Origin of the sequence: Mycobacterium sp. (genome assembly GCF_002863225.1) — a bacterium.
Classification (GTDB): Bacteria; Actinomycetota; Actinomycetes; order Mycobacteriales; family Mycobacteriaceae; genus Mycobacterium.
Genome location: NZ_PKEK01000108.1, coordinates 1 through 26,321 on the forward strand (window position 1 = coordinate 1; position 26,321 = coordinate 26,321).

Below are 26,321 nucleotides of genomic sequence, written 5' to 3' on the forward strand. Positions count from 1 at the left end.
GTTGTTGATCCGGCGGACGACCTGCGGCACCGAGTTGGCCGGGTAGAGGCTCTGGTCGGGGTAGGTGTGGCCGGACAGGTTGGCGTCACCGGCGACCTGCCAACCGGATAGGTAGATGGCCTTCAGGCCGGCCCGGACCTGCTGGACGGCCATGTTCCCGGTCAGCGCGCCCAGCGCGTTGACGAACTCCAGGTCGTGCAGCTGGCTCCACAGCACCTCGGCGCCGCGGCGGGCCAGCGTCGACTCCTCGACGACCGAACCCTGCAGGGCCACGACATCGGCGGGGGTGTAGGTGCGGGTGATGCCCTTCCAGCGGGGGTTGGTGTCCCAGTCCTTCTGGATCTCTTCAGGGCTCTTCGGTGTGCCAACGCTCGACATAGCGTTCTCCTCAAAGTTAATGACCTGAGGACCCGAGATTTCCAGCCTTGCTAAGGACCCCAGCATCGTTGCTGACTTGCTAACACGAAGATGGCACAGGTCAGCGGCCCAGGTCCACCTATTTTGGTGCCAACTTTGGCTAGGGGATCAGCGATATTTGCAAACCTTGCGAAGATCCTTGGCAGCTTGAACGGTTCAGCAGTTACCAGTCGGTAACATGAATCCGCAGGTCAGCCCGGCGGTTTGCATAACGCTCGTACGGTTAAAGCGGGAAGATCGCGGCGAGCGCTTTGACCTCGTCGCCGACGGCATATGTGAGCGTTCTAACAGTGCGGTCTGAGAGGCTTGCGCCGAAGCGGTCGGTGGAGCCGGCCGGGTGCACGTGCGAAATGATCTCCAGCTTGTCGCCGAGCGCCACCGGGGCATCGTGCTCGATGGTCACCCGCAGCGGGGCCTTGAGCAGTTCCGGGAACGACCACAGGTAGTCCTCGATCACGCTCCAGTACACCGAGTTGTTCATGTGGTCGAACAGGTCGATGTCGGTGACGCGGACCGGGAACTCATGGATCTCGGCAGCGTCCTCACGGCTGCCCGCCTTCAGGAGGCCCTTCCAGCGCAACCGGTTGACGTCTGTGGTCTTGTGCAGTCCGGCAAGGAAGTCGTCGGAGATGCGCGACGGCATCTGGGTGTCGCGGTTGATGTTGATCCAGAAGGCCTCTGATTCAATGAGACCTCCCTTGCGCCCGTCGATTCGGACCCGCATCTCGCACCAGCGGTTCGACGTGCCCGAACACCAGCGCCGCATCCGCAGCATGTCGCCGAACTCGACGGGTCGGATCAGATCGACCATCGTGCGGCGCACGATCCACAGCGGGTGGGTCTCTTCAAACCCCATCTCGCGCAACTGATCCTGGCCGATGTCCTGGATGTGACGGGCGGCGGCGTCGAACCGCAACCGACCCTCGCGGTCGATGTCGGCAACGCGGAGCGGCCATTCCCGGTCGAAGACGTCGGGATGCGGGTCGAGGACCGGCATCAACGTTTTGTCCAAGCTCACGGCTCTACTCCCCGCTACTTTCCAGGCTGGCCCGCTGTCGGGGCAACACGACACAAATCGTGGTCGCCAGGCGGCCAAGCTTAGGCTTCCACCGTCCGAGAATGATGCCAAACGACCTTGCCGAGGCGCCAATGCCGACGCCAATGCAAAGGTTGCTAACTGCGTCTTCGCACCGCGGGTACGCTGGCCGAATGGCCAAGACATTCGTTGGCTCGCGGGTCCGGCAGCTTCGCGGTGAGCGTGGTTTCAGCCAGGCCGCGCTTGCGCAGATGCTCGACATCTCCCCCAGTTATCTCAACCAGATCGAACACGATGTCCGACCGCTGACTGTCGCGGTGTTACTGCGGATCACCGAGGTGTTCGGCGTCGACGCCACTTTCTTCGCCTCCCAGGACGACACCCGACTGCTTGCCGAATTGCGCGAGGTCACCCTCGACCACGACCTCGGTGTCGAGGTGGAGCAGTCGGAATTGGCTGACGTCGTCAACGCCCACCCGGCGCTGGCGCGCGCCCTGGTCAATCTGCACCGGCGCTACCGGCTGACCACCACGCAGCTCGCGGCCGCGACCGAGGATCGCTTCTCGGACGGCAGCGGCAGCGGGTCGATCGCCATGCCACACGAAGAGGTGCGCGACTACTTTTACGAGCGGCAGAACTACCTGCACGAGTTGGATACCGCCGCCGAAGAACTCACGGTGCGGATGCGCATGCACCGCGCCGACCTGGTTCGCGACCTGTCCGACCGGCTGACCTCGGTCCACGACGTCCGAATCAAGCGAATGGACTTGGGCGACAACGTTCTTCATCGCTTTGATCCCGAGACACGGACGCTGGAAATCGGTGGCCACCTGCCGTCCGGCCAGTACGCGTTCAAGCTCGCCGCCGAGTTGGCCTACCTGGAGCACGGGCCCCTCATCGATCGCCTGGTCGATGAGGGCAGTTTCACCAGCGACGAGTCACGCACGCTGGCGCGTCTCGGGCTGGCGAACTACTTCGCTGCCGCAACGGTGTTGCCGTACCGGCAATTCCACGGCGTCGCCGAGGAATTCCGCTACGACGTCGAGCGGCTGTCAGCGTTCTATGCGGTCAGTTTCGAGACCATCGCCCACCGGCTGTCCACCCTGCAGCGGCCCTCGATGCGTGGCGTGCCGTTGTCGTTCGTCCGGGTGGACCGGGCGGGAAACATGTCAAAGCGACAGTCCGCCACGGGTTTTCACTTTTCCTCGGCCGGCGGCACCTGCCCACTGTGGAATGTCTACGAGACGTTCGCCAACCCGGGCAAGATCCTGGTCCAGATCGCGCAAATGCCGGACGGACGCAGTTACATGTGGGTGGCCCGCACCATTGAGCGGCGGGCATCCCGGTATGGTCAGCCCGGTAAGACTTTCGCGATCGGGCTCGGCTGCGAACTGCGGCACGCCCATCGGCTCGTCTACTCGGAAGGACTCGACTTGTCCGGCGACGGAAATTTTGCGGCCACCCCGATCGGCGCGGGCTGCCGGGTCTGCGAACGCGACACCTGCCCGCAGCGGGCCTTCCCCGCGTTGGGTCGCGCACTCGATCTCGACGAGCACCGCAGCACGGTCTCCCCCTACCTGGTGAAGCACGTATGACCGGCCAGGTCGGCCGCATTCCGTCCGGGCGGTTCCGTGAACTCGGCCCGATCAATTGGGTTCTGGCCAAGTTGGGCGCCCGCACGGTGAACGCTCCGGAGATGCACCTGTTCACCACACTGGGTCAGCGTCGATTGCTGTTCTGGACCTGGGCCGTGTACGGCGCCCGATTGCTACGAGGCCGGTTGCCCCAAGCCGACACCGAGCTGGTGATCCTGCGGGTCGCGCATCTGCGCGAGTCCGAGTACGAGTTGCAGCACCACCGCTGGATCGGTCGGCGTCGCGGGCTCGACGACTCGATCCAGGAGTCGATCTTCGCCTGGCCGAACACCTCCGCCACCGGGAGCGGGCTCACCGATCGCCAGCAGGCGCTGCTGCGTGCCACCGACGATTTCATCCTGAACCGGACGATCGCCGACGACGTGTTCCAGCACCTGTCACATCACCTCGATCGGCGTCAGCTGATCGAATTCTGTTTGCTGGCCGGGCAATACGACGGTCTGGCCGCCACGATGTCAGCGCTGGAGATCCCGCTGGATCACCCCGGCGGTCACAAGTAACTGTCGACCAGCACGGCGGCCGACAACAGCACCGGCAGGACCGGAAGCGCGTAGATGAATGCTCCTCGTGAGGCCTGCCCGCGGGCCTGCGCCCGGCGTCCCCACAGCAACGCCAGCGGCGTCAGGACCACCGACACTCCCAGCACGATCGGGGCCCACCAACCCGGCGTAGTAAAGAAGTCTCCGATCGAAATCGCGATGAGCCACAGCAGGTAACCGGCGAGAACACCGCCGAGCGCAGCCCAAATCGATTCGGCTCGTACCGCTTTGAATGAGGCCACGTGGCTATGGTAGCCCGCGCTGTCGGCCGCCGAAATGTCCGCGCCGTGGTCGCGACGAGCACCGGCACATCGGCGTCAGAAGTTGATCATGTGTCCGGTCAGGCCGTGGTAGCACTCCTGCAACGCCTCCGACAAAGTCGGGTGAGTGTGGACATTGCGCGCCAACTCGTTTGCGGTCAGATCCCACTTCTGGGCCAGCGTGAGCTCGGGAAGCAACTCGGCGGCGTCGTGGCCGACAATGTGCCCGCCCAGCAGTTCGAGATGCTTGGCGTCGGCGATCAGCTTGACGAAACCACTCGGGTCGCCGACACCGTGCGCTTTGCCGTTCGCGGTGAACGGGAACTTGGCCACCACGACGTCGTAGCCTTCGTCGCGAGCCTGCTGCTCGGTCAGCCCGAAGCTGGCCACGTTAGGTTGGCAGAAGGTGGCCCGCGGCAGCATCCGATAGTCGCCCAGCGCCAAAGTCTCTGCGCCGGCAATGGTTTCAGCGGCGATCACACCTTGCGCCTCGGCGACGTGGGCCAGCTGCATTTGCGCGGTGACATCGCCGATGGCGTAGACGTGATCGACGTTGGTGCGCATGTACTCGGTGACGCCGATGCCCTTGCGGTCGTTCAGCGCTACACCGAGCTTGTCGAGGCCGAAGCCGTTGACGTTGGGCACAAAGCCGATGGCCTGCAACACCTTCGCGGCCTTCAACTCTTCGGTCTTGCCGTCCTTGCTGACGGTGACCGTGACCAGCGAACCGTCGTCGTCGATCGACTCGACCTTGGTGCCGGTGAGGATCTTGACGCCGAGCTTCTTGTACTGCTTCTCGATCTCCTTCGAGACGTCGACGTCTTCGTTGGGCAGCGCGCGCGGCAGGAACTCGACGATCGTGACGTCGACGCCGTAATTCTTGTACACGAAGGCGAATTCGATACCAATGGCCCCGGCGCCGGCGATGATGATCGACTCGGGCAGCTCGCGGGTCATGATCAGCTCTTCGTAGGTGACCACGTTCTTCGACAGCGAGGTGCCGGGGACCAGCTTGGTGCTGCTGCCGGTGGCGATGATGACGTTGTCGAAGGTGACCGTCTCGGGGTTTTCAGCGCCCCCCGCCGACGTTTCGACCTCGATGGTGTGGGCGTCGGTGAATTTGCCGTAGCCGTGGATCTCGGTGATCTTGTTCTTCTTCATCAAGAAGTGCACGCCGGCGACTCGTCCGTCGGCGACCTTGCGGCTGCGGTCATACGCGGCGCCGAAGTCGAAGCTCACATCGCCGCTGATGCCGAAGATCTTGGCTTCCTTGTTGAAGATGTGCGCGAGTTCGGCGTTGCGCAGCAACGCCTTGGACGGAATGCAGCCGACGTTGAGGCAGACTCCGCCCCAGTACTTCGGCTCGATGATCGCGGCATTCAAGCCTGCCTGCGCGGCGCGGATGGCCGCCACATATCCACCGGGTCCGGCTCCGAGAACAACAACGTCAAAGTGGGTCACAGCAACCACCCTAATAGCTGCCGCCAGACAGAAGTCAGGGTCGTGATCGCGGCCTCAATCGCAGCCGTCGCTGCGGTCTCGACCACGTCAAGCTTGCTCAGTACGGCAGGATGCCCGCCACGCAGTGCCGCTGGCTGTGCTCGCAGTAGAACTTGCCGTAAACCGGGGCCGCGGCGACCACCGACGCAAACACCGCTGAGAGCAGCGCGATCGCCAATGCCGACACCAGCGGCCGGCCCGGCACCATCGCCACGATCAGCCCGGCGACCGTGCTGACCACGACGTAGGCCAGCACGACGAACACCACCGCCGTCTTGTGTCTGGTCGGGTCGTGGCTCCACCAATAGAACAAGCCCCCGCCGATCGCTCCGGCCGGCACCCACACCGCGAGCAGCATCAGGACGAACTTCCACCACTTCAGGTACAGGTACGGTCCCTCGACCGCGAGCGACGGCAGTGCCTCCGACGGCGCGTCGGTGTCGGCGTAGGCCGTCGGGATGACGCCGCTGGCCGGCTCGTCCGCCGGCTCATCCGAGCGTCGATTCCACAGCCGGTGCCGGCGCGGTGGCGCCTCGGGCTCGATCAGTTCGGGCTCGGACCGCTGTTGCATCCCGGTGTCGAAGGTCGGCTTGTAGGGCTCGGTCAGCGGCATCGACTCGGTCTCGACGCGTTCTCGGTCAGCCACGGGTCACGACCTCGACCAGTGCCAGCACGCCGAAGTATCCCGGCGCCAGCGCCAGGATGAATGCACCCACCGCGGTCAGCCAGCGTCGTCGAGCCAACAGAATCACCAGCAGCCCGACCGCGCTGGGGAATCCGACCACCAAAGCGATGGCGATGTCCGGGCGCATGCGGGCGTGCTCCACGGTCAGCGCGGCGGCACCGCCCAACACTCCGGCCGCGACGCCGAGCAGCATCGCGCTGGACAACAGCCAGGGCCGCGGCAGCGGGATCACGACTCAAAGATACTGCCGCGACCGCCCGCTACGGCTTTAGCGGCGCGGCGCGCCCTGCAGGTACCGGGCAGGCGTCGACAGCGGTCGCGACCACCGGGGCCCGCTCGGGCAGCCGCTCCCCGCGCTCGTAATCGGCGCCGGTGACCAGCGAGGCCGCCGCCAGTTCGGCATTCTCGGTGTCGGTGAAGGCACGCCCGCGGGACAAGAACCGCTTCCCTTCGGGCGCCTCCAGGCTGAATCCACCGCCCCGCCCGGGCACCACATCGATGACCAGCTGGGTGTGCTTCCACGCCTGGAACTGCGGCCCCGAGATCCACACCGGCACACCGTCGGCGCCGACGTCGAGCACCCCGAGTAACACGTCGCGGTCGCCGACGATGAAGTCACCGTCGGGATAACACATCGGCGAGGACCCGTCGCAGCAACCGCCGGACTGATGGAACATCAACGGCCCGTGTTGTTCTCGCAGCTGGTCGAGCAACGCGGCTGCGTCGCCGGTGACAACGACGCGCGGGATCATCGCGCCGCTCCTCCTCATCGCTTCGCTCTGCATCGTCGCCGGCGGGGCAACATCAGAAGAATCCTTGTGCCTTCTGCGAATACGACACCAGCAGGTTCTTGGTCTGCTGGTAGTGGCCGAGCATCATCTGGTGGTTTTCCCGCCCGAACCCGGACTGCTTGTACCCGCCGAACGCGGCGTGCGCCGGGTACATGTGATAGCAGTTCACCCACACCCGGCCGGCCTGGATGTCGCGGCCCGCCCGGTAGGCGGTGTTGCCGTCGCGGCTCCACACCCCCGCCCCCAGTCCGTACAGAGTGTCGTTGGCGATCGAGATGGCGTCGTCGTAGTCCTTGAACGACGCGACCGAGAGCACCGGACCGAAGATCTCCTCCTGGAAGATCCGCATCTTGTTGTGACCGGCGAAGATGGTGGGCTGCACGTAGTAGCCACCGGAGAGATCGCCGCCCAGCTCGGCACGCTCGCCACCGGTGATCACCTTCGCGCCCTCACCCTTGCCAATCTCGATGTAGGACAACACCTTTTCCAACTGGTCGTTGGATGCCTGCGACCCGACCATCGTCTCGGTATCCAGCGGATCACCCTGACGGACCGCCTTGGTGCGAATGGCCGCCAGCTCCAGGAATTCGTCATAGATGTCGGCCTGCACCAGGCTGCGCGACGGGCAGGTGCACACCTCGCCCTGGTTGAGCGCGAACATGGTGAAACCTTCCAGGGCCTTGTCCTGGAAGTCGTCGTGCGCGGCCATCACGTCGTTGAAGAAGATGTTGGGGCTTTTGCCGCCGAGTTCGAGGGTGACCGGAATCAGGTTCTGGCTGGCGTACTGCATGATCAATCGCCCGGTGGTGGTCTCCCCGGTGAAGGACACCTTCGCGATGCGATTGCTCGACGCCAGCGGCTTGCCGGCCTCGGCGCCGAACCCGTTGATGACGTTGACCACTCCGGGCGGCAACAGGTCGCCGATCAGCGACATCAGGTAGAGCACCGACGCCGGCGTCTGCTCGGCCGCTTTGAGCACCGCGGTGTTGCCGGCAGCCAGCGCGGGTGCCAACTTCCAGGTGGCCATCAGGATCGGGAAGTTCCACGGAATGATCTGCCCGACCACGCCCAGCGGTTCGTGGAAGTGGTAGGCGACGGTGTCCTCGTCGATCTGCGACAGCGAGCCTTCTTGGGCGCGGATGGCGCTGGCGAAGTAGCGGAAGTGATCCACCGCCAACGGGATGTCGGCGGCCAGCGGCTCGCGGATCGGCTTGCCGTTGTCCCAGGACTCGGCCAGTGCCAGCGACTCGCGGTTCGCTTCGATCCGGTCGGCGATCTTGTTCAAGATCGCGGCCCGTTCGGCGGGAGCGGTCTTGCCCCAGGCCTTGGCCGCGCCGTGGGCGGCGTCGAGCGCCTTTTCGACGTCGGCGTCGTCCGAGCGGGCCACCTCGCAGAAGGGCTGACCCGTCACCGGCGTCAGGTTCTCGAAGTAGCGGCCGGCGGCAGGAGCCACCCACTCGCCGCCGATGAAGTTGTCGTACCGCGATTCGAAGGACATCAAAGCCCCGGTGGAACCCGGTCGTGCGAAGACAGTCATTGTGCGCCACTCCTCCTCGTCGCTTCGCTGTGCGGTGTTACACAGCTCACACTACCGTCGCGGTCACAATGGGACTCATGGCCGCCGCGCGCACGATCACCGAGGACAACGACCCATACCTGTGGCTGGAGGACGTCCTCGGCGAGGAGCAACTGACTTGGGTGCGGGCCCGCAACGATCCGACGGTCGCTCAGTTCGCCGGTGAAGAGTTCGAGGCAATGCGCGCCGAGGCTCTCGAGGTGCTCGACACCGATGCCCGCATCCCCTACGTGCGTCGCCGCGGCGAATTCCTGTACAACTTCTGGCGCGACGCGGCCAACCCGCGCGGGCTGTGGCGCCGCACCACATTGGACAGCTATCGCGATGCTGCCACCAACTGGGACGTGCTGATCGACGTCGACGAGTTGGCGCGTACCGACGATGAGAACTGGGTGTGGTCGGGGGCCATCGTCATCGAGCCCGAATTCGACCGCGCTCTGGTCAACCTGTCCCGCGGCGGCGCCGACGCTGCCATCGTGCGTGAATTCGACTTGCGGACACGTGAGTTCGTCGAGGGCGGGTTCGAGCTGCCGGAGGCAAAGACGCAGATCGGCTGGGAGGACCCGGACACCGTCTTGGTCGGCACCGACTTCGGGCCGGGATCGCTCACCGAGTCCGGCTATCCGCGCGTCGTCAAGCGTTGGCGCCGCGGCACGCCGATCGCGGACGCGACGCTGGTCTTCGAAGGCGCGCCCACCGATGTCAGTGTCGGCGGATCTGCCGATAGGACACCGGGTTTCGAGCGGACCTTCGTGTCGCGATCCACCGACTTCTGGAACAGCGAGCGCTACGAACTGCGCGGGCCGGAACTGATCCACATCGACATTCCTTCGGATGCCAGCAGCGTCTCGATCCACCGCGAGTGGCTGCTGATCGAACCCCGTACGGACTGGTCGCTGGGCACCACGGTCTATCCCGCCGGCTCGCTGCTGGCCGCCAGGTATGACCAATTCCTTTCTGGCGAGCTCGAATTGAGTGTGGTGTTCGAACCCGACGAGCACACCTGTCTGCATCAATACGCGTGGACACGCGACCGGTTGTTGCTGGTCACTCTGGTTGACGTCGCGAGCCGGGTCGAAATCGTCACGCCGGGCAGCTGGGAGCGCGCGCCGCTCACCGGCATACCGGCGGCCACCGAGAGCGTGATCGTGGCGGCCGACGATACGGGCGATGAGTTCTTTCTCGACTCCAGCGGCTTCGACAGTCCGTCTCACCTGCTGCGCGGCACCGGTACCGGTCCGCTCGAGCAGATCAGATCGGCACCCGCCTTCTTCGATGCCGAAAACCTCTCCATCGCGCAATATTTCGCGACGTCGAAGGACGGCACGGCAATACCCTACTTTGTGGTCCGGCCCGGTGACGCCGACGGCCCGGGGCCCACACTGCTCTACGGCTACGGCGGCTTCGAGAACTCCTACACCCCGGGTTACAGCCCGGTGCTGGGCCGGCTGTGGCTGGCCCGCGGCGGCACATACGTGCTGGCCAACATCCGCGGCGGCGCAGAGTACGGCCCACGCTGGCACACCCAGGCGATGCGCGAGGGCCGGCATCTGGTCGGCGAAGACTTCGCCGCAGTGGCCGAGGATCTGGTCACCCGGGGCATCACGACCGTGGCGCAACTCGGCGCCCAGGGCGGCAGCAACGGCGGCCTGCTGATGGGCATCATGCTGACCAAGTACCCGGAACTGTTCGGGGCGCTGGTGTGCCAGGTGCCGCTGCTGGACATGCGGCGCTTCCATCTGCTGCTGGCCGGTGCGTCCTGGGTCGCCGAGTACGGTAACCCCGACGATCCTGCCGACTGGGAATTCATCTCCGAATACTCGCCTTACCAGAACATCTCGGCCGATGTCGACTACCCGCCGGTGCTGATCACCACCTCCACTCGCGACGATCGGGTGCACCCCGGACATGCCCGCAAGATGACCGCGGCGCTGGAGGCCGCGGGCCACCGGGTTTGGTACTACGAGAACATCGAAGGTGGACACGCCGGCGCGGCCGACAACGCGCAGAGCGCCTTCAAGACCGCTCTGGCTTTCGCTTTCCTGTGGCGAATGTTGGGTACAGAGGACTCAACCCAATGAAGGTGTGGTGTTGTGCGATGCGCGTGCCGTACATGCTGTGTGCCCTGGTTGCCACCGTGACGTTGCTGGCCGTGCCGGGTTGTTCGAAGGTGGTCGCCGGTGAGGCCACCCGCGACACCCATGCGCCAATACCCAAACCCAATGATTGCGAACAGGTTTCGGTGCCGCTGACGGACATCGACTCGCGCACGGCCGGTGAGCCGCAACTGAAGATCCCGCAGCCGCCGGGCTGGGAACGCGCGGCGATGCTCGACTCCGACGTCATCCGCTTCACGATGCGCAACAAGGATCTGGCGGCGGACAACTTCATGCCGACCGCGGTGGTGACCCTCGAGTCTCTGCCCGCCGGCAAGTCGGACAACAAGGAGATCTTCGACCAGGAACGCGCCGCGCTGGTGGACCACTTGGGCGCCAGCGGACTGCAGACGTCGGAGACGACGCGTTGCGGAGACGACGCGGAACTCGTCGACTACGACGCTCCCAGCATGGGCCGCATTCCGCCGCGCCGGATCAAGACGCTGATGGTCGCGGCTACATACGACAGCAACACCTTCGTGGCGACGGTGACGGTGCAATCGACCGACCCCGGCAACGCCGTGTACACCCGCGACACCGCGACGGTGCTCAGCGGGTTCCAGATGTTGCCTCCCGCTGCGGGTTAGCGTGCTTCCACCTACCTACGGCGATGCGCACGCCGTAGCAGACCGCACTGCCGGCGAACATGATCGCGGTCAGCCGCAGCCATAGAGCGAGGAATGGCTCCTGGGTCAATCCGGTGTCTTCGTAGTACAGCGCCGCACCTTGCCGGATGATGCCTGGAAAGAAGATGAGAAACAGCAGACCGCAGCCGAGTGCGGGCGCACGCAGGTAATTGCGTACGGAGACGGCGGCCTCGCGACGACGTGACGGAAGCCGGGCGACCGAGAAACCCAGGACCCGGTCGGCCAGCGCATAGATAGGGAACAGCAGCAGGTCGTGCAGCACGAACGCGGCGACGAACCAGACCGTCATCGAGTGCCACCACGAACCCTCCGGCCGCCACAGCGTCGATGGCCCTGCGGTCACGATCACGTAGCCAAGAAGTGCGAAGCCGGCCAGCATGAGCAGCAGGTGCAGAGGGTGGGATCCATAGAATCTACGGAACGCACCTGTGGCAGCACGTTCAGTTCGCCTCGAAGTCAATGGATTTCACCCACTTGGTGTTGTGGACGCCGTTGATCGCGGGCACGATGATCCGCGCCGGGTAGCCATGGTCGAGCGACAGGTCCGCGCCGTTGACCCGCAACGCGAGTAGTGAGTCCGGATGAGTCACTTGGTGATGTTCCAGCGTCGCGTGGTTGAACTTCCCCTTCTTACCCAGCGACGCCACGGCCGCCGACCGGGGTGCGGGCACGCCCGCCAGCTTCGCCAGGTCCGCCAATCGCACCCCGCTCCACGACTGCACCGTCGACCAGCCCTGCACGCAGGCAATCGGGAGGCGCGCGCTGTGCTGGGGCATCGCGGCCAGCATCTCCCGCTTGAGCACCACCACCCTCGGACCACCCCGCAGCGTCAACCGCCACGTCGGCCCGGTCGCGGCTGCGTCGAGGTCGACTCCCTTGGCCGTTTTGTTGATTCGGAAGTCGTTGGGTCCCTTACCTGTTGCATCGCCCGGCGGCAACAGCAGCGGAAGGTGGCGGGCGATACCCCCGATCGTCTGGCCGACGGTGACCAAGGCGGTCAGCACCACGCCGCCGCCCACGAGCGCCAGCGCGCCACGCCGGCTCATGGTGGCCGGCGCCGGATTGTCGGCGACCAGTCCATCGGGGGTCCACGGTTCGGGTTGGGTATCGGCGGTGTTGGTGCGCAACACTTCTCGCAGAGAGCGTGACCGCAGACCCGCCACCATGCGCGGGAGCTTGAGACTGACGTGGATGACGAAGCCGGCGATGAACACCCAGGTGCCGTAGTAATGCGCGGGAAAGAAGCTGAAGCCGTAGAGGTAGTCGTACTGGATGTAGAGCACGCCGGTGATGATCTCGAACAGAATTCCACCGACCAGCATGGCGATCGACAGCCGTTCCAGCAGTTGGGCGATCGACCGCGCCGGCGGCCAGGTGAACAGCTTCGGGATCACCGACCACAGCTTGGCCAGCACGACGGGGATCAGCACCAGCCCCAACCCGACGTGGAGGCCCTGATTCAGGCGATACAACCAGACCGGATGCGTGGGCCAGTCGAACGTGGGCAGCTTCAGCCAGCCGACATCGGCCGGCACCGACGTGCCGAATTGCGGTGCGTAGACGATGTAGCTCACCAAACCGGTCAGCGTGATGATCGGGAGCGCGACGAGAAGAACGGAACCGAAGACCGACGTCAGCCACAGACCGCGGATCGGGCTGCGAAACAGGCGGGTCAATCCCGGCGGCCGGTGCCGCTCGATCGCCCGCCAGAGCCGGACCGGGAACCCGTAGCCCTGCTGGTCGGACTCACCCATCGGGTGTCACCACCGCCATCGCCGACGCATACCCCGGTGCACCAGCCACAAACTCCTCTTGACCCCCGCACCGGGAACGAGTTCGCTTCGGCTATGCCGACAACCGATTTCGAGACACTGCTTTACACCACGGCCGGGCCCGTCGCCACCGTCACGCTGAACCGCCCGGAGCAGCTCAACACCATCGTTCCGCCGATGCCCGACGAGATCGAGGCCGCCGTCGGTCTTGCCGAGCGCGACCCGGCGGTGAAGGTCATCGTGCTGCGCGGTGCAGGACGGGCATTTTCCGGCGGGTACGACTTCGGCGACGGCTTCCAGCAGTGGGGTGAGGCGATGAACACCGACGGGCGTTGGGATCCCGGCAAGGACTTTGCGATGGTGAGCGCGCGGGAGACCGGTCCGACTCAGAAGTTCATGGCGATCTGGCGGGCGTCCAAGCCGGTGATCGCGCAGGTGCATGGCTGGTGTGTCGGCGGCGCAAGCGATTACGCGTTGTGCGCCGACCTGGTGATCGCCAGCGAGGACGCGGTGATCGGCACGCCGTACAGCCGTATGTGGGGCGCCTACCTGACCGGGATGTGGCTGTATCGGCTGAGTCTTGCGAAGGTCAAATGGCACTCGCTGACCGGCCGGCCGCTGACCGGCGTGCAGGCCGCCGAGGTCGAATTGATCAACGAAGCGGTTCCGTTCGAGCGACTGGAGGCGCGGGTCGCCGAGATCGCCGCCGAACTGTGTCGAATCCCGTTGTCGCAGTTGCGGGCTCAGAAGCTGATCGTCAACCAGGCTTACGAGAACATGGGCCTGGCGTCGACCCAGACGCTCGGCGGCATCCTTGACGGCCTGATGCGCAACACCCCGGATGCGCTCGGCTTCATCCAGACGGCCGCGAACGAAGGCGTCCGCGCCGCCGTCGAACACCGTGACGGCCCGTTCGGCGATTACAGTCAGGCGCCGCCCGATCTGCGGCCCGACCCGTCGCACATCATCACGCCGTGACGGCTTAGAGCCGGACGCCGCGAGTTCGCAACGGCACCAACGGCAAAGCCAGCAGCGGGAAGACCGCGCAGATTGCAAAGGCGAGCGGAAATCCGGACGCCACGATCAGCACTGCGACCAGCGGCGGCGCGGCCGCGACCACCAGCCGTTCGAAGATGTTCTGAGTAGCCAGCGCCCATCCGCTCCAGAACGGGCCGGCCAGTTCGGGAATCGTGGTGAACGGCAGTCCGTTGTCGCCCGCCATCGCCGAGGCGACGACCATCAACGGAACGGCGGCGAATCCCCAACCCACGTGGTCGGTGAAGGCGAGCACCACCATGACGACCGCGGTCGCGACACAAATGACCCGCAGCGGCCCCATCCGGGTGCCGATGCGATCGGACCACCGCCCCACCGCGACGCGACCGAGCGCGCCGAGAATCTGCGAAAGGCCCACCAGCACACCGGCACACAGCATCGACAGGCCGTGCCTTCCGACGAACCAGACCAGCATGAACGTCAGCACCACCGGTTGGGGCACCATCAACAACGCTGACGCCGTGTGAATACGCCACAGCACCGGCCTCCGGTAGAGCTCACGCAGAACCCGGAAATCGACGCTCGTTCGATCGGGCCGCGGTGGATCGTGCACGCCGAAGAAACAGGCGACCGCCGCGAGCGCGCACAGCACCGCCGGAAACAGCAGTGCCAGCGACAGATTCCGTTTCGCAAGTTCGGGAATGACCAGGGCGGCCACCGCGATCCCCAACGGCTGCGCGGTTTGCCTGATGCCCATCACCTGCGCCCGTTGCCCTTCGGCGAACCAGCCCGTCACCAGGCGGCCACTGGCAGCCAGGCAACTGGCGGCCGCCATTCCACCAAGGACCAGAAAAATCCCGACCATCAGCATCGAATCCGCCGACGCCGCAGCGAAACCCGCCGCAGCGGTCAGTGCCAAGCCCAGGGTGAGCACAAACCGCTCCCCCACCCGGTCCAACAAGTAGCCCCAGGGGATCAACGTGAGCATCATGCCGATGTTCGGCATCGAGGCCAGCAGAGCCGCTTCCACCAGGCTGGCGTGGTGCTTGCCGATCAGCGCGGGAATCAGGAAAGCGGCGCCGTTGATGAAGACGTTGGCGCACAACGACGCCGCCTGGGAAACACCAAGCATCGACCAGCGCCGGGTGGCGCTGGCCGATGCCACTTCTGTCGCCACGTCATCTTCGGTGGTCAGTGGTTCGACCTTCCAACGTCAATGGGTGGCGTGCAAGCTGGTTTTCTACTGCCCCGGGGGCATCATCACGGTGTCGATCATGTACACCTGAGCGTTGGCGGTGGGCACACCACCACAGACGACGTTCGAACTGTTGGCCTTGATGCCGTCACCTGAGCCGGTCACGTTGACCGGGGCACCCTCGACGGAGTTGTGCGACCCGTCGACCTGGGCCGGGCTCAGCTGACCGGGAATGACGTGATAGGTCAGGATGCTCTTCAGCATGTCCGAGTTGGTCTTGAGCTCGTCGATCGTGCTCGCCGGCAACTTGGCGAAAGCGGCGTCGGTCGGCGCGAAGACGGTGTACTGGCCGTTGTTGAGGGTGTCGACCAGGTTGACGTTGGGGTTGAGCTGGCCGGATACGGCCTTGGTGAGGGTGGTGAGCATGGGGTTGTTAGACGCGGCCACCGCGACGGGGACGGAAGACATGCCGGTCACGGAGGCGGGACCGGTGGGGTTCATCTTCACGTAGTCGGCGCAGGCAGGACCGACGGGTGCGGCCATGGCCGGCACCGAGGTAGCGAGAAGGAGCCCGATGGCGCCAGCCGCGACACCGGTGGCTGGGATGAGTTTGCTGTACTTGTTCATGGTCGGTAATTCGGAGCCGAATTGAAATTGGATTGGCCTGATCGGCAATCAGCCGTATGTAAAAGAGAAAATTTGCAAACCTTTGCTGACCCGGACGTCGAGAGAACCACGGACGGCGGCGTCGCCGGCGACGATCTGATGCGACGTCGGCGGGCCGCTGACCGGCACCGATGTCGACTTGCCATCGCGAGTGACGGTGAGGTTGCCATTTCCGCCGGCGACGATATAGACGTTTTTCGCGTGGTAGTTGAGTTTGATTTCGGACGAATCACCGTCAGCGGTCGCACCCTGGTAATCCAGTGCCCACGGTCCTTGAAGGGCGAACTTGTCCGGGGGCAACGTCGAGGGATAGCCGAATGTCGCGCTGCCCTGGTCGTAGACGCCGTTTCCGGCGTAGTTGGACACTTTGCCCACCCCGAAATAGGTCTCGGGCGTCAGGTCGAGCGGGGGGGTGGTGTCGGGCGCACCGACCGGGGGCGGAAGTGAGACACCGGACCGCGCACTGGTGAGCAGCTGACGAATCAGAGTCTCGGTGCCGTCGTAGTCTCCCTCGCCGAACTTGATGTGTCGCACGACGCCGTTGGCGTCGATCAGGTACTCCGCCGGCCAGTAACGGTTCCGGTAATTCGTCCACGTCGAGTACCCGTTGTCCAGTGCGACCGGGTAGGTGATGCCCAAATCGGCGGTGCCCTTTTCGACGTTCTCGGTGACTTTCTCGAAGCCGTACTCCGGGGTGTGCACGCCGATCACCTCGAAACCGCTGTCGCGGTAAGCCTTGTACCAGCCCTCGACGTGCGGAATGGCGCGCTGACAGTTGATGCAGGAGTAGGCCCAGAAGTCGATCAGCACCACCTTGCCGCGCAACGCACGCAGATCGACCGGTTTGTCACCGGCAGTGTTGAGCCATGCCGTGATGTTCTTCAGATCCGGTGCGGTGCCGCAGTTTTGCAGCTGGTCGGATGGCTTCGCGCAGTTCGACAGGTCTTTGTTCTGGTCGTTGACGATGCCACCGAGCTGTTGCTGGACCTTCTGGTCGCCGGCCAACTTGTCCTGCAACGACCCGGTGTAGTCCGGAATCGCGCGCTGCAGCGCCGCCGGAACGTTGAAGACCAAGGCCACCGCCAGCAAGATCGTCACGACTCCCGCGGCCACCCGGATCGCGCGCTGCCGACGTCGAAAAGCGGTCACACGGCTGGTGATTCGCTGACCGGCCAGCGCGAAGAACAGCAGCGGCACCGCGGTTCCCACGGCGAAGCCGACGGTGAGCACGATGATGGGCAGACCGATCTGCGCGGTTGCACCGGCAACGACGATCGCGGCCAGCACCGGTCCGGCGCACGGAACGTACAGCACACCCAGCGCCAGACCGAGGCCGAATCCGTTGGCGCGTTCCATGATCCGCTTCTGCGGTATACGCGCAAAGGGCTTCTCCAACAGCTCCTGCACACCGGGAAAGATCAGACCGAGCCCGATCGCGACCAAGGCCACCAGCGCGACCCAGCGGATGGCGTCCTGCGGCAGATGCAGCAACGACAGCAGCGCCGACCCGAGCAGCGTCACCAGGCTGAAGCTCAGCACCAGACCGGCGATCACCCGATACGGCCGCGACACATCACGTTTCGCCTCGACGGCCACCGACCCGTCGTCCGTTGCGGTGGTTCCGGAGAAGAACACCACCGGCAGCACCGGCAGGATGCACGGCGAGATGCCGGTGACAAGGCCGCCGAGAAGACCGATCAACGCGAGCGACACCATGCCCATTATTCGCCACCGGTACGGCTCCGGATCGGTCGCGGCCCCTGAAATACGATAAGGCAGCCCGGGGAAACGGACTGCCTTATCTAGCGACGATCGTCGAGCGCTACGGGCTGGGGGGCACCAGCACCGTGTCGATCATGTAGACCGTCGCGTTAGCGGTGTGCACCCCTCCGCACACCAAACCTGCGTCGTTCACTTTGAGGTCGTTGCCCTGGCCGACCACGTTCAGATCCGCGCCCTGCAACGTCTTGTGCGTGCCGTCGACCTTGGCCGGGCTGGCCTGTCCCTGCACCACATGGAACGTCAAGATGCTCTTCAGCTTCTCGGCGTTGGTCTTGAGCTCGTCGAGCGTGGCGGCCGGCAGCTTGTCGAACGCGGCGTTGGTCGGCGCGAACACCGTGTACTGACCGTTGTTCAGCGTGTCGACGAGGTTCACCTGCGGGTTCAACTTGCCCGACAGCGCCGAGGTCAACGTCGACAGCAGCGGGTTGTTCGACGCCGCGGTCGCGACCGGGTCCTGCGCCATACCGGCCACCGAGGCCGGGCCATTCGGGTGCTCTGCCGCATATCCGGCGCACCCCGAGCCGATCAAGTCACTGGCCGGAGCCGCCGGGGCCGCTGACGGGCCGCTCATCGCCGGTGCCGAGGCGCTACTGGTCGGTTGTGCGCTGGTCTCTTGTCCAGCGTCCGACTTCTTGCTCGAACACGCGGAGAAACTCACCGCTGCGAGCGCGGCGCAACTCACCGCGAGCGTCTTCTTGTGACCATTTTTCATCAGCAACTCCTCTGTTGGCTCGTATTGCAAGGCATTCGGAGCAAGACATCGCACGGATGGGTGACCACTTCGGCCGTCCTCGTCCGAACGGCGGTTCGCTCCGAATATGTGGTGTGTACGAGCCATGCCACCTGTCGGTTGTCGACGACGTCCCAGACATCGAATTCGACCGTCCCGCGTTGATTTCCGACAGTCCCCGCCGGCCGCCGGCCACCGACTCTTCGTCCTGCTGGCCGGAGGTTTTCACCGTCCCGTCCGGGCCGGTGGCCGCCGCTTCGGCGCTGGTTGCCGACCGGCTCATTCGCCGCGCGGTCGCTGGACTGCCGATCCGGCTGGTCTACCCGGACGGCACTGTGCTCGGCACCGGAGACGCAACTGCGCCTGCCCTGATCGTCAACGAGCCGGACCGGTTGGCCCGCCGAGTGGGTCGCTACGGCATGGTCGGTTTCGGCGAATCCTTCATGGCCGGCGAATGGGAGTCGACGGATCTGGTCGGTCTGTTGACGGCGCTGACACCGGCCTTCGACGGTATGGGACGGGGATGGCTGTCCCAGGTGAAGCCGGTTGTGCTTGCAGCACAACGACGTTCGCCGAGGCCTAGCCGGGAGGAGCATTTGCGCAACACGGCGGCGCACTTCGAGGACGTGTCCAGCGACTTGTTCGTGGAGTTTCTCGACGAGACCATGACCTACTCGAGCGCATTCTTCGAGCGCCTGCCCGCGTCGTGGCTCGACCTGGCCGGCGCGCAGCGACGCAAGATCGACCGACTGCTGGACGCGGCCGGGGTGGGGCCCGGCACCCGGCTCCTCGAGCTCGGCACCGGATGGGGTGAACTGTGCATCCGTGCCGCTGCGCGCGGTGCCGAGGTCCACTCCGTGACCCCCTCCGATCGCCAGGCATGGCTGGCCCGCAAACGGGTGGTCGCAGCGGGTCGATCCGATCGGGTGCGCATCGATGTGTGCGATTATCGCGACATCGAGGGGAGTTACGACGCGGTGATCTCGGTGGAGATGATCGAGGCCGTGGGACATCGCTCGTGGCGAGGTTTCCTGCAGTCCATCGACCGCTTGGTCAAACCGGGTGGCAGCGTGGTGATTCAGGCGATCGTGAGCCCGCACGCTCAGATGGTGGCCGCCCGCGACAGTCAGACGTGGCTGCAGAAATACATCTTCCCGGGCGGGACAGTCCCTTCGGCCAAGGCGATTCTCGACCTCACTCGTCGGCACACCGGGCTTCGGCCGGTGGACATGCTCTCGCTGCGCGACCACTACGCGGAGACCCTCCGACTGTGGCGCGAGCAATTCCTGCAGCGCCGAAAGACACTGAAGCACATCGGGTTCGACGAGATATTCGCCCGGATGTGGGAGTTGTACCTAGCCGAGCGGGAAGCCAGGTTCCGCTCCGGCAACCTCAACGTCTACCAGTGGGCGTTCGTCAAAGAAGTCGTGCCATGATCGCCGCCTTCGCCCTGCTGTACGCAGCCTCGGCCGTCGCACTGATCGTGGTGCACACGGTCGCGTTCGGCATCGGTCGCTACAACGTCGTCGACGTCGCGTGGGGGCTGGGTTTCATCGCCGTCGCAGCCGTCTCGGCGCTGCTCGGCATGGGCGACGCGCAGCGCCGCTACCTGCTGCTGGCGCTGGTGGCGGTCTGGGGACTCCGGCTCAGCGGAGACCTCTACCGCCGGTCGGCGGGTCGCGGCGAGGACCCCAGATACGCCGACATGCCGCCCGGATCGGCCCGAACATGACGACTGCAGTTGTGGAGCCGTTAGGCTACCGGGCGATGACCGAACCGAGGCACGGGACGGATCTGGACGCATTGCTGCGCCAGGTCGCGCTTCGCGATGCCGACGCGTTCGCCGGGTTCTACGACCACACCCGGGCCCGCGTCTATGGCCTGATCACCCGGGTCCTGCGCGACTCCGGTTACAGCGAGGAGACCACCCAGGAGGTGTACCTCGAGGTCTGGCGAACCGCGGATGCGTACGACCCCGCGAAGGGTTCGGCGCTGTCGTGGCTGATGACGATGGCACACCGTCGTGCCATCGACCGGGTGCGGTCCGAGCAATCCGCCGGCCAACGGGAGTCGCGATACGGCGCGGCGACGGTCGAGCGACCCGCCGACCTCGTCGCCGACTCGGCGATCGCCGCCGACGAACGCCGTCGGGTGGCAGCCTGCCTGGACTCGCTGACGGATGTGCAGCGGCAATGCATCGAGATGGCCTATTACGGCGGCCTGACCTATACCGAAGTGTCTCGCCAGTTGTCAGCGAATCTGTCTACGATCAAGTCGCGCATGCGTGACGCATTGCGCGGACTACGCGGCTGTTTGGGTGTGTCATGACTGAACCATTCGACCTCTTGGAGCTGGCCACGCCGTATGCGCTGAATGCCATCTCGGACGGCGAGCGCGTCTCCATCGACCGCGAACTTGCGACGGCACCGGGCGCCGTCGTCAGCGCCTTCGGCGAAGAAGTGCGCGCTGTGCGCGAGGCCATGGCCCTGGTGTCGGCGGCGACCGCCGTCGAACCGCCAGACCACCTGCGCGCCTCGGTGCTGGCCGCTGTACACGGTGACAAGCCCGGTGTGTCCCGTTGGCGCACAGCCCTATTGGCAGCCGCTGCGGCAATCGTCGTGGCATTGGCGGCGTTCGGAGCGGGCATGGCGCTGCACCCGGCGCACGCCCCGACGATGACCGAGCAGATCATGGGCGCCCCCGACGTGCGAACGGTGTCCACCCCGATGGCCGGCGGGACGGCGACCGTGGTGTTCTCCCGGGACCGCAACGGCGCCGTGCTGCTGATGAACAACGTGCCGCCACCGTCGCAGGGCACCGTCTACCAGATGTGGCTGGTCGGCGACAAAGGTCCGCTCTCGGCGGGAACCATGAACAGTGATGCGGTGACGCCGTCGACCACGCACACCTTTACCACCCTGGAGAACTCGCAGGTGCTCGCCTTCACCGTCGAACCCGGCGACGGCTCGCCCCAGCCGACCGGGAAGATCTTCGCGAAATTGTCGCTGAGCTGATCGCGGCTCGGGGCATCCGCTAGCGTTGCCGCCAAGGGGAGGAACTGGCGTGACAACGATCGACACGGATTACCTGGTCGTCGGCGCGGGCGCGATGGGGATGGCTTTCACCGACACCCTGGTGGCCGAGACCGACGCGCAGGTGGTGGTCGTGGACCGCGGCCACTCGCCGGGCGGCCACTGGAACAGTGCCTACCCGTTCGTCCGGCTGCATCAGCCATCGGCCTACTACGGCGTGAATTCCCGCGCACTGGGCAGCGACACCATCGACCAACTCGGCTGGAATCAGGGACTTTACGAGCTGGCGACCGTCGGTGAGATCTGCGCCTATTTCGAAAAGGTGATGCACCAGGACCTGCTGCCCAGCGGGCAGGTGTCCTACTACCCGATGTCCGAGTATCTCGGCGAGGGCCGCTTTCGCTCGCTGGCCGGTGGCGACCACGTGGTCAACGTCCGCAACCGCATCGTCGATGCGACCTACCTGCAGACCACGGTGCCGTCGATGCGCCCGCCGGCCTACCGCGTCGCCGAGGGTGTCGACTGCGTGCCACCCAACAACATGCCCGCCAGCGCTGCCGGCCGTGAGCGCTTCGTCATCGTAGGCGCCGGCAAAACCGGAATCGACGCGTGTTTGTGGTTGCTGCGCAACGGTATTCCGCCCGAGCGGTTGACCTGGATCATGCCGCGCGATTCGTGGCTGATGGATCGCGCCAACATCCAGCCCGGCCCGCAATTCCTGGAACGGTTCCAGACCGGATTCGCCCACCGACTCGTCGCGATCGAGGCCGCCACCGACGTGGCCGACCTGTTCGACCGGCTCGAAGGTTGCGGCAATCTGTTGCGGCTGGATCCGGCAGTGCAGCCGACGATGTACCGCTGCGCGAACGTCACGACAACCGAACTCGATCAGTTGCGGCGCATCGTCGACGTCGTACGGCTGGGACGCGTGCTGAGCATCGAACCCGGCAAGGTGGTGCTGGACGACGGCGAGATCAGCGTCGACGACTCGGCGCTGTTCGTCGACTGCAGTGCCGACGGACTGGAGAAGCGTCCGCCGGCAACGGTTTTCGACGGCGACCGGATCACTCTGCAGAGCATCCGCGGTTGCCAGCAGGTGTTCAGCTCCGGCATGATCGCCCACGTCGAAGCCGCCTACGGCACCGACGAGTCGCGTAACCGGTTGTGCCAACCGGTGCCACACCCCAACACCGACATCGACTGGCTGACCACGACGCTGGCCGAGCAACGCAACCAGATCGGCTGGTTCGAAGATGCCGAGCTGATGAACTGGCTGTGCGAAGCGCGGTTGGACCTGATGCGGCACATGTACGCGCCGCTGGTCGGCAAGCCCCAGGAAGTCCGCGACAAGGTGTTCGGCATGATCACCACCGGGCTGCGCTCGGCCAACGAGAAGCTGGAAAAGCTACTCAGCGAGCATCTTTCAACTTTTCCGCAGGCTGCCGACGCCCGCAACTAGCACGCCGAGCAGTACCAGAGCGCCGCCCGCCACCAGCGTCACATCCAACCAGTCGTGCAAGCTGGCCTCGGCGTGGCCGACCATGACGTCGGCGATGCCGCGGATGCCGCCGGTGGTGTTGTTCAGCGTGTCGTTGAGCGGGTAGCGGGCGAGCTCGATCGCGACCCACCCTCCGGCGCCGACCAGCAGCGCCGAGATCCCGAGACCGGCCAGCGCCCTGCCGCGGCTGCGGGCGGCCGCCCACGTCAGCAGCGCGAAGACGCCGGTCACCGCGACCGCACCGACGCTCACCGCCAGCCCCCAGGTGGCCAGCGGTCGTAACTTTCCCGGCTGCAACACCTTTGGCGTCGACACGGTCACCGGGATCCGGACCGTGTCGGGCACTTTCACGTTGTGGGTCGCCAGCAGCTGCTCGAAAGCGGTGTCCTTCAGCATGCCGGCGAGGTCGAGCACCCACTGGTCGCCCTCGGACTGGCCGTGCGCGCCGGTGAACATCCAGTCGTGCGCCAGCCGGTTGGCGTCGGCGAACTGTGCCGGAAAGTCGGCGCCGGCGGTGTACCCCGCCGCGACGGCGTGCACCTTCGCCGAGTCGACGTGTTGGCCGTGCTGGTTGATCAGAACCATGGTCTTGGTTGCCAGTTCGGCAGCCACCGCCGACTGCAGCGCCTTGTCACCGGCCGCCTGCCGCGCCATCGCGGTGTAGCCGTTGACGTCGACGACGTGCGTCTGCGTCCATACCGTCGGAACGGCGATGGCCAGCGATGCCGTGGCGCACAACCACAGCAGCGCCGTCAGCACCAATCGCACTACTTGGCGACGCGGCGGGGGCGCACCAGCGCCATCTTGGTCATCAGTTTGTTGACCCGCTTGAGCGCCTTGAGTGAATTGTTGTAGTAGTTCTGCCCCGCACCGACGTTCGTGCGCGGCGTGACGACCGTCTCGACGCGGCAGAACTTGCGCAGGCCGTCGGCGCCACCGAACCGCGCGCCGATGCCGGAGGTCTTCCAGCCGCCCATCGGGGCCGTCGTGCACATCAGGTTGGTGATGACGTCGTTGATGTTGACCGCACCGCAATCCAACTGCAGCGCAACGTCTTTGGCCCGGTCGAAGTCCTTGGAGAACACCGAGGCACTCAGCCCGTATTCGCTGTCGTTGGCCAGCCGGACCGCCTCTGAGACCGAGCCCACCTTCATGATCGGCAGCGTGGGGCCGAACGTCTCTTCGGTCATACACGTCATCGTGTGGTCGACATCGACCAGCACGGTGGGCGGGTAGAAGCTGCCCGAGGTGGTGGTGCGCTGTCCGCCGGTCAGCGCACGCGCGCCGGCCGCGACGGCATCGCGGACGTGGCGTTCGGTGACAGCCAACTGCTGCTCGTCGATGAGCGCGCCGAAGTCGTGCCCCTCGCCGGCGCCGACCTGTAGCGCCTTGACGTCGCGGACGACAGCGTCGACGAACTGGTCGTAGACCTGCTCGAGCACGTAGACCCGTTCGACCGAGACGCAGGTCTGTCCGGCGTTGAACATCGCTCCCCAGACCGCGGCATGCGCGGCGAGGTCGACGTCGGCGTCTTCCAGGACGATCATCGGGTCCTTGCCACCGAGTTCCAGGCTGACCGGGGTCAGGCGCCGAGCAGCCCGCTCCATGACCTTGCTGCCGGTGGCACACGAGCCGGTGAACTGGATGTAGTCCGAGTTGTCGACCACGGCTTCGGACACCGCCCGGGCTCCCTGCACCACCGCGAATACGTCGGGGGCACCGGACTCCAGCCAACCTCGGCGCAACACCTCGGCGGTCAACGGGGTCCGCTCGGACGGCTTCAGCAGGACAGCGCAGCCCGCGGCCAGCGCACCGATACCGTCCATCAGCGCGTTGGCCACCGGGTAGTTCCACGGCGCGATGATGCCGACGACGGGCCGTGGCCGGTAGTGGATGCTGACCTTCTTGATCGCCATGAGAGGCAATGCGGCGGGCCGCTTTTCGGGTGCGAGCGACTTGGCCATCGTCCGGATGTAGTACGACAGGATCATGATCAGCATCGGCACTTCCTGCGCCGCGTCGGTCGCCGACTTGCCGGTCTCCTTGATCAGCAGGTCCTCGATCTCGTCACGGTGATCGCCCAGCCACACCGCGAAGCGGGCCAGCACCTTGGCGCGTCCGTCGGGTCCGCGCTGTTCCCATTCGCGCTGGGTTGTGCGCAGCGCGGCGGCGATGGTGGGGATGTCGGCGGCGTCGGTCCACTGGACCTGCCCGGCGATGGCGCCGTTGGCCGGGTTGTAGATGGTGCCGGTGCCGGAAAACTCGGTGGCGCTGGGCGCGGTCTCGGGAGGCTTGGTGGCGGTCATAGGGCCATCGTAGCCGCGTGAGTGTGACGTGCGTCGCACGGGTTCGACAGGTGTCAAGTTTGCCGCGTCAGGGCGCGATACCGCGTAAGTACGCTGCCTGGCCGAGGTGCTGGGCACAGTCGTCGATGATGCTGACGATGCGCGCGCTGGCGGTCACCGGCGGATCCCAGTTGCGGTCGACGATCTGCTCCAGGTCCTCGGCGGTGACCCGCGCGACGAACTCCAGCGTGGCCTCGTGCACCGCGCGGTAATAGCCGGCCAGCAGGTCGGCCGGCGCCTGCACCTTGGACACCTCGTCCGGGCCGTGTCCGTAGCCGCTGTCGTTGCGGGGCAGGTCGAGACCGAACCGGTCCACCCATCCCCCGGACGTCCACACCTGCTCGATGTCCGCGATCGGGGCGAGCTGAATGTCCTGCACACGCGCGCTGTGCCAGATCAGCCAGGCGATGCCGTTGGCCTCCGGCGTCGGCCGGTAGCCGGCCTCGTCGTCGCTCAGGCCGTCAGTCAGCTCGTCGACGTGCTCGATCAGCCGAGTGAAGGCGTCGCGCAGCAATTCTCGAACGGCGTTGTCAGACATACTTTCCGACCCTACCCATGGCAGACGGCTTCGACGTTGTTGCCGTCGGGATCGCGGACGAAGGCGCCGAAGTAGCCCGGGTGGTACTCCGGCCACAGCCGCGGCGCATGCAGCGACTCGGCCCCCAGCTCGATGGCGGCGTCGTAGAACGCCTGAACCGCGTCGTGGTCAGCGGCGGCGAAAGCGAAGTGCGTTTCCCGGTTCGGCCCGTCGGCGGTACCCGCCGATGCATCCGCGATCCAGAACATTGGGTGACCCTCGCTGCCGTAGCCGATGGCCACGCCGAAATCCATCTGCCGCGCATAGCCCAGCACCCCCAGCACCCGGTCGTAGAACTCCTGCGACTTGACGTAATCCGAGCAGTTGATCCCGAAGTGATCGATCATCGGCGCCACTCCTCCTCATCGCTCCGCTCTGCATCGTCGTCGGCGGTCATCGGCGCCACTCCTCCTCATCGCTCCGCTCTGCATCGTCGTCGGCGGTCATCGGCGCCACTCCTCCTCAT

26 protein-coding genes and 2 pseudogenes are annotated in these 26,321 nt (G+C 65.6%); 10 read left to right on the plus strand and 18 right to left on the minus strand.

Annotated features, from left to right (window positions below):
- Both CYU59_RS28480 and CYU59_RS28485 read right to left on the minus strand, forming a co-directional pair.
- Positions 1-378: pseudogene (locus CYU59_RS28480) on the minus strand (isocitrate lyase); the annotation flags it as partial.
- Positions 379-640: 262 nt separating this feature from the next.
- Positions 641-1,435 carry an acyl-[acyl-carrier-protein] thioesterase gene (locus CYU59_RS28485; protein ID WP_293010437.1) on the minus strand — a complete coding sequence of 265 codons (795 nt, stop codon included), beginning with the start codon at positions 1,433-1,435 and terminating at the stop codon, positions 641-643.
- Positions 1,436-1,626: 191 nt separating this feature from the next.
- Here CYU59_RS28485 and ramB point away from each other — a divergent pair, with 191 nt between their 5' ends.
- Together ramB and CYU59_RS28495 are read left to right on the plus strand one after the other, a co-directional pair.
- Positions 1,627-3,048, plus strand: a complete 1,422-nt coding sequence (gene ramB / locus CYU59_RS28490; RefSeq protein ID WP_293010439.1) for an acetate metabolism transcriptional regulator RamB — start codon at positions 1,627-1,629, stop codon at positions 3,046-3,048.
- Positions 3,045-3,608 carry a carboxymuconolactone decarboxylase family protein gene (locus tag CYU59_RS28495; RefSeq protein WP_293010441.1) on the plus strand — a complete coding sequence of 188 codons (564 nt, stop codon included), beginning with the start codon at positions 3,045-3,047 and terminating at the stop codon, positions 3,606-3,608. The genes ramB and CYU59_RS28495 overlap by 4 nt, the downstream gene beginning before the upstream one ends.
- Here the strand turns inward: CYU59_RS28495 and CYU59_RS28500 are convergent.
- The 6 genes from CYU59_RS28500 to CYU59_RS28525 all read right to left on the minus strand — a co-directional run bounded on the left by CYU59_RS28500 (position 3,599) and on the right by CYU59_RS28525 (position 8,420).
- On the minus strand, positions 3,599-3,889 hold the full coding sequence (locus CYU59_RS28500) for a hypothetical protein (protein ID WP_293010443.1): 291 nt from the start codon (positions 3,887-3,889) through the stop codon (positions 3,599-3,601). The two genes, CYU59_RS28495 and CYU59_RS28500, sit on opposite strands and share 10 nt — an antisense overlap.
- A gap of 75 nt (positions 3,890-3,964) precedes the next feature.
- On the minus strand, positions 3,965-5,368 hold the full coding sequence (gene lpdA / locus CYU59_RS28505) for a dihydrolipoyl dehydrogenase (protein ID WP_293010445.1): 1,404 nt from the start codon (positions 5,366-5,368) through the stop codon (positions 3,965-3,967).
- Positions 5,369-5,465: 97 nt separating this feature from the next.
- Positions 5,466-6,053 (minus strand): hypothetical protein, encoded by a 588-nt coding sequence (locus CYU59_RS28510; protein ID WP_293010447.1) that lies wholly within the window; start codon positions 6,051-6,053, stop codon positions 5,466-5,468.
- Positions 6,046-6,324, minus strand: coding sequence for a putative holin (locus CYU59_RS28515; protein ID WP_293010449.1), 279 nt, complete (start codon positions 6,322-6,324; stop codon positions 6,046-6,048). The genes CYU59_RS28510 and CYU59_RS28515 overlap by 8 nt, the downstream gene beginning before the upstream one ends.
- Positions 6,325-6,352: 28 nt before the next feature.
- Positions 6,353-6,844, minus strand: coding sequence for a DUF779 domain-containing protein (locus CYU59_RS28520; RefSeq protein ID WP_293010451.1), 492 nt, complete (start codon positions 6,842-6,844; stop codon positions 6,353-6,355).
- Positions 6,845-6,896: 52 nt separating this feature from the next.
- A complete protein-coding gene (locus CYU59_RS28525; protein ID WP_293010453.1) occupies positions 6,897-8,420 on the minus strand; it encodes an aldehyde dehydrogenase family protein in 1,524 nt (507 codons plus the stop codon).
- Between the two features lie 77 nt (positions 8,421-8,497).
- Between CYU59_RS28525 and CYU59_RS28530 the strand changes: the two genes are divergently transcribed.
- Together CYU59_RS28530 and CYU59_RS28535 are read left to right on the plus strand one after the other, a co-directional pair.
- Positions 8,498-10,540, plus strand: coding sequence for a prolyl oligopeptidase family serine peptidase (locus CYU59_RS28530; protein WP_293010455.1), 2,043 nt, complete (start codon positions 8,498-8,500; stop codon positions 10,538-10,540).
- 17 nt (positions 10,541-10,557) lie between these two features.
- On the plus strand, positions 10,558-11,202 hold the full coding sequence (locus CYU59_RS28535; RefSeq protein ID WP_293010457.1) for an LpqN/LpqT family lipoprotein: 645 nt from the start codon (positions 10,558-10,560) through the stop codon (positions 11,200-11,202).
- On the opposite strand, the gene CYU59_RS28540 is transcribed toward CYU59_RS28535, so the two are convergent.
- A complete protein-coding gene (locus CYU59_RS28540; RefSeq protein WP_293010459.1) occupies positions 11,165-11,641 on the minus strand; it encodes a hypothetical protein in 477 nt (158 codons plus the stop codon). The genes CYU59_RS28535 and CYU59_RS28540 overlap by 38 nt on opposite strands.
- Positions 11,642-11,702: 61 nt before the next feature.
- Entirely contained in the window at positions 11,703-13,016 is a 1,314-nt protein-coding gene (locus CYU59_RS28545) for a molybdopterin-dependent oxidoreductase (RefSeq protein ID WP_293010461.1), read from the minus strand.
- A gap of 93 nt (positions 13,017-13,109) precedes the next feature.
- Between CYU59_RS28545 and CYU59_RS28550 the strand changes: the two genes are divergently transcribed.
- A complete protein-coding gene (locus CYU59_RS28550) occupies positions 13,110-14,012 on the plus strand; it encodes a crotonase/enoyl-CoA hydratase family protein (protein WP_293010463.1) in 903 nt (300 codons plus the stop codon).
- Positions 14,013-14,016: 4 nt separating this feature from the next.
- On the opposite strand, the gene CYU59_RS28555 is transcribed toward CYU59_RS28550, so the two are convergent.
- The 4 genes from CYU59_RS28555 to CYU59_RS28570 form a co-directional block, all read right to left on the minus strand.
- On the minus strand, positions 14,017-15,207 hold the full coding sequence (locus CYU59_RS28555; protein ID WP_293010465.1) for an MFS transporter: 1,191 nt from the start codon (positions 15,205-15,207) through the stop codon (positions 14,017-14,019).
- A gap of 63 nt (positions 15,208-15,270) precedes the next feature.
- Positions 15,271-15,852 carry a fasciclin domain-containing protein gene (locus CYU59_RS28560; RefSeq protein ID WP_293010467.1) on the minus strand — a complete coding sequence of 194 codons (582 nt, stop codon included), beginning with the start codon at positions 15,850-15,852 and terminating at the stop codon, positions 15,271-15,273.
- Positions 15,853-15,900: 48 nt separating this feature from the next.
- The gene (locus CYU59_RS28565) at positions 15,901-17,607 is read right to left on the minus strand and encodes a cytochrome c biogenesis protein DipZ (RefSeq protein WP_293010469.1); all 1,707 of its coding nucleotides are present in this window, start codon (positions 17,605-17,607) and stop codon (positions 15,901-15,903) included.
- A 106-nt stretch (positions 17,608-17,713) separates the two neighbouring features.
- Positions 17,714-18,244, minus strand: a complete 531-nt coding sequence (locus CYU59_RS28570; RefSeq protein ID WP_293010485.1) for a fasciclin domain-containing protein — start codon at positions 18,242-18,244, stop codon at positions 17,714-17,716.
- Positions 18,245-18,564: 320 nt separating this feature from the next.
- Here CYU59_RS28570 and CYU59_RS28575 point away from each other — a divergent pair, with 320 nt between their 5' ends.
- From CYU59_RS28575 to CYU59_RS28595, 5 genes and pseudogenes are all read left to right on the plus strand, one after another.
- Positions 18,565-19,839: a class I SAM-dependent methyltransferase gene (locus CYU59_RS28575; RefSeq protein ID WP_293010487.1), complete on the plus strand. Its 1,275-nt coding sequence runs from the start codon at positions 18,565-18,567 to the stop codon at positions 19,837-19,839.
- A gap of 14 nt (positions 19,840-19,853) precedes the next feature.
- A pseudogene (locus CYU59_RS28580) lies at positions 19,854-20,123 on the plus strand (DUF1295 domain-containing protein); the annotation flags it as partial.
- Between the two features lie 47 nt (positions 20,124-20,170).
- Complete coding sequence (locus CYU59_RS28585; RefSeq protein WP_293010471.1) at positions 20,171-20,731, plus strand: sigma-70 family RNA polymerase sigma factor; 561 nt, start codon at positions 20,171-20,173, stop codon at positions 20,729-20,731.
- Positions 20,728-21,417 carry an anti-sigma factor gene (locus tag CYU59_RS28590; RefSeq protein ID WP_293010473.1) on the plus strand — a complete coding sequence of 230 codons (690 nt, stop codon included), beginning with the start codon at positions 20,728-20,730 and terminating at the stop codon, positions 21,415-21,417. Before CYU59_RS28585 ends, CYU59_RS28590 begins: the two co-directional genes overlap by 4 nt.
- A gap of 49 nt (positions 21,418-21,466) precedes the next feature.
- Positions 21,467-22,894 carry an NAD(P)-binding protein gene (locus tag CYU59_RS28595; RefSeq protein ID WP_293010475.1) on the plus strand — a complete coding sequence of 476 codons (1,428 nt, stop codon included), beginning with the start codon at positions 21,467-21,469 and terminating at the stop codon, positions 22,892-22,894.
- Here the strand turns inward: CYU59_RS28595 and CYU59_RS28600 are convergent.
- The 4 genes from CYU59_RS28600 to CYU59_RS28615 form a co-directional block, all read right to left on the minus strand.
- Positions 22,859-23,701 (minus strand): hypothetical protein, encoded by an 843-nt coding sequence (locus tag CYU59_RS28600; RefSeq protein WP_293010477.1) that lies wholly within the window; start codon positions 23,699-23,701, stop codon positions 22,859-22,861. The two genes, CYU59_RS28595 and CYU59_RS28600, sit on opposite strands and share 36 nt — an antisense overlap.
- Entirely contained in the window at positions 23,701-25,239 is a 1,539-nt protein-coding gene (locus tag CYU59_RS28605) for an aldehyde dehydrogenase family protein (protein WP_293010479.1), read from the minus strand. Before CYU59_RS28605 ends, CYU59_RS28600 begins: the two co-directional genes overlap by 1 nt.
- Before the next feature lie 67 nt (positions 25,240-25,306).
- Complete coding sequence (locus CYU59_RS28610; RefSeq protein ID WP_293010481.1) at positions 25,307-25,816, minus strand: mycothiol transferase; 510 nt, start codon at positions 25,814-25,816, stop codon at positions 25,307-25,309.
- An 11-nt stretch (positions 25,817-25,827) separates the two neighbouring features.
- Positions 25,828-26,202 (minus strand): VOC family protein, encoded by a 375-nt coding sequence (locus CYU59_RS28615; protein WP_293010483.1) that lies wholly within the window; start codon positions 26,200-26,202, stop codon positions 25,828-25,830.
- Positions 26,203-26,321 lie beyond the last annotated feature (119 nt).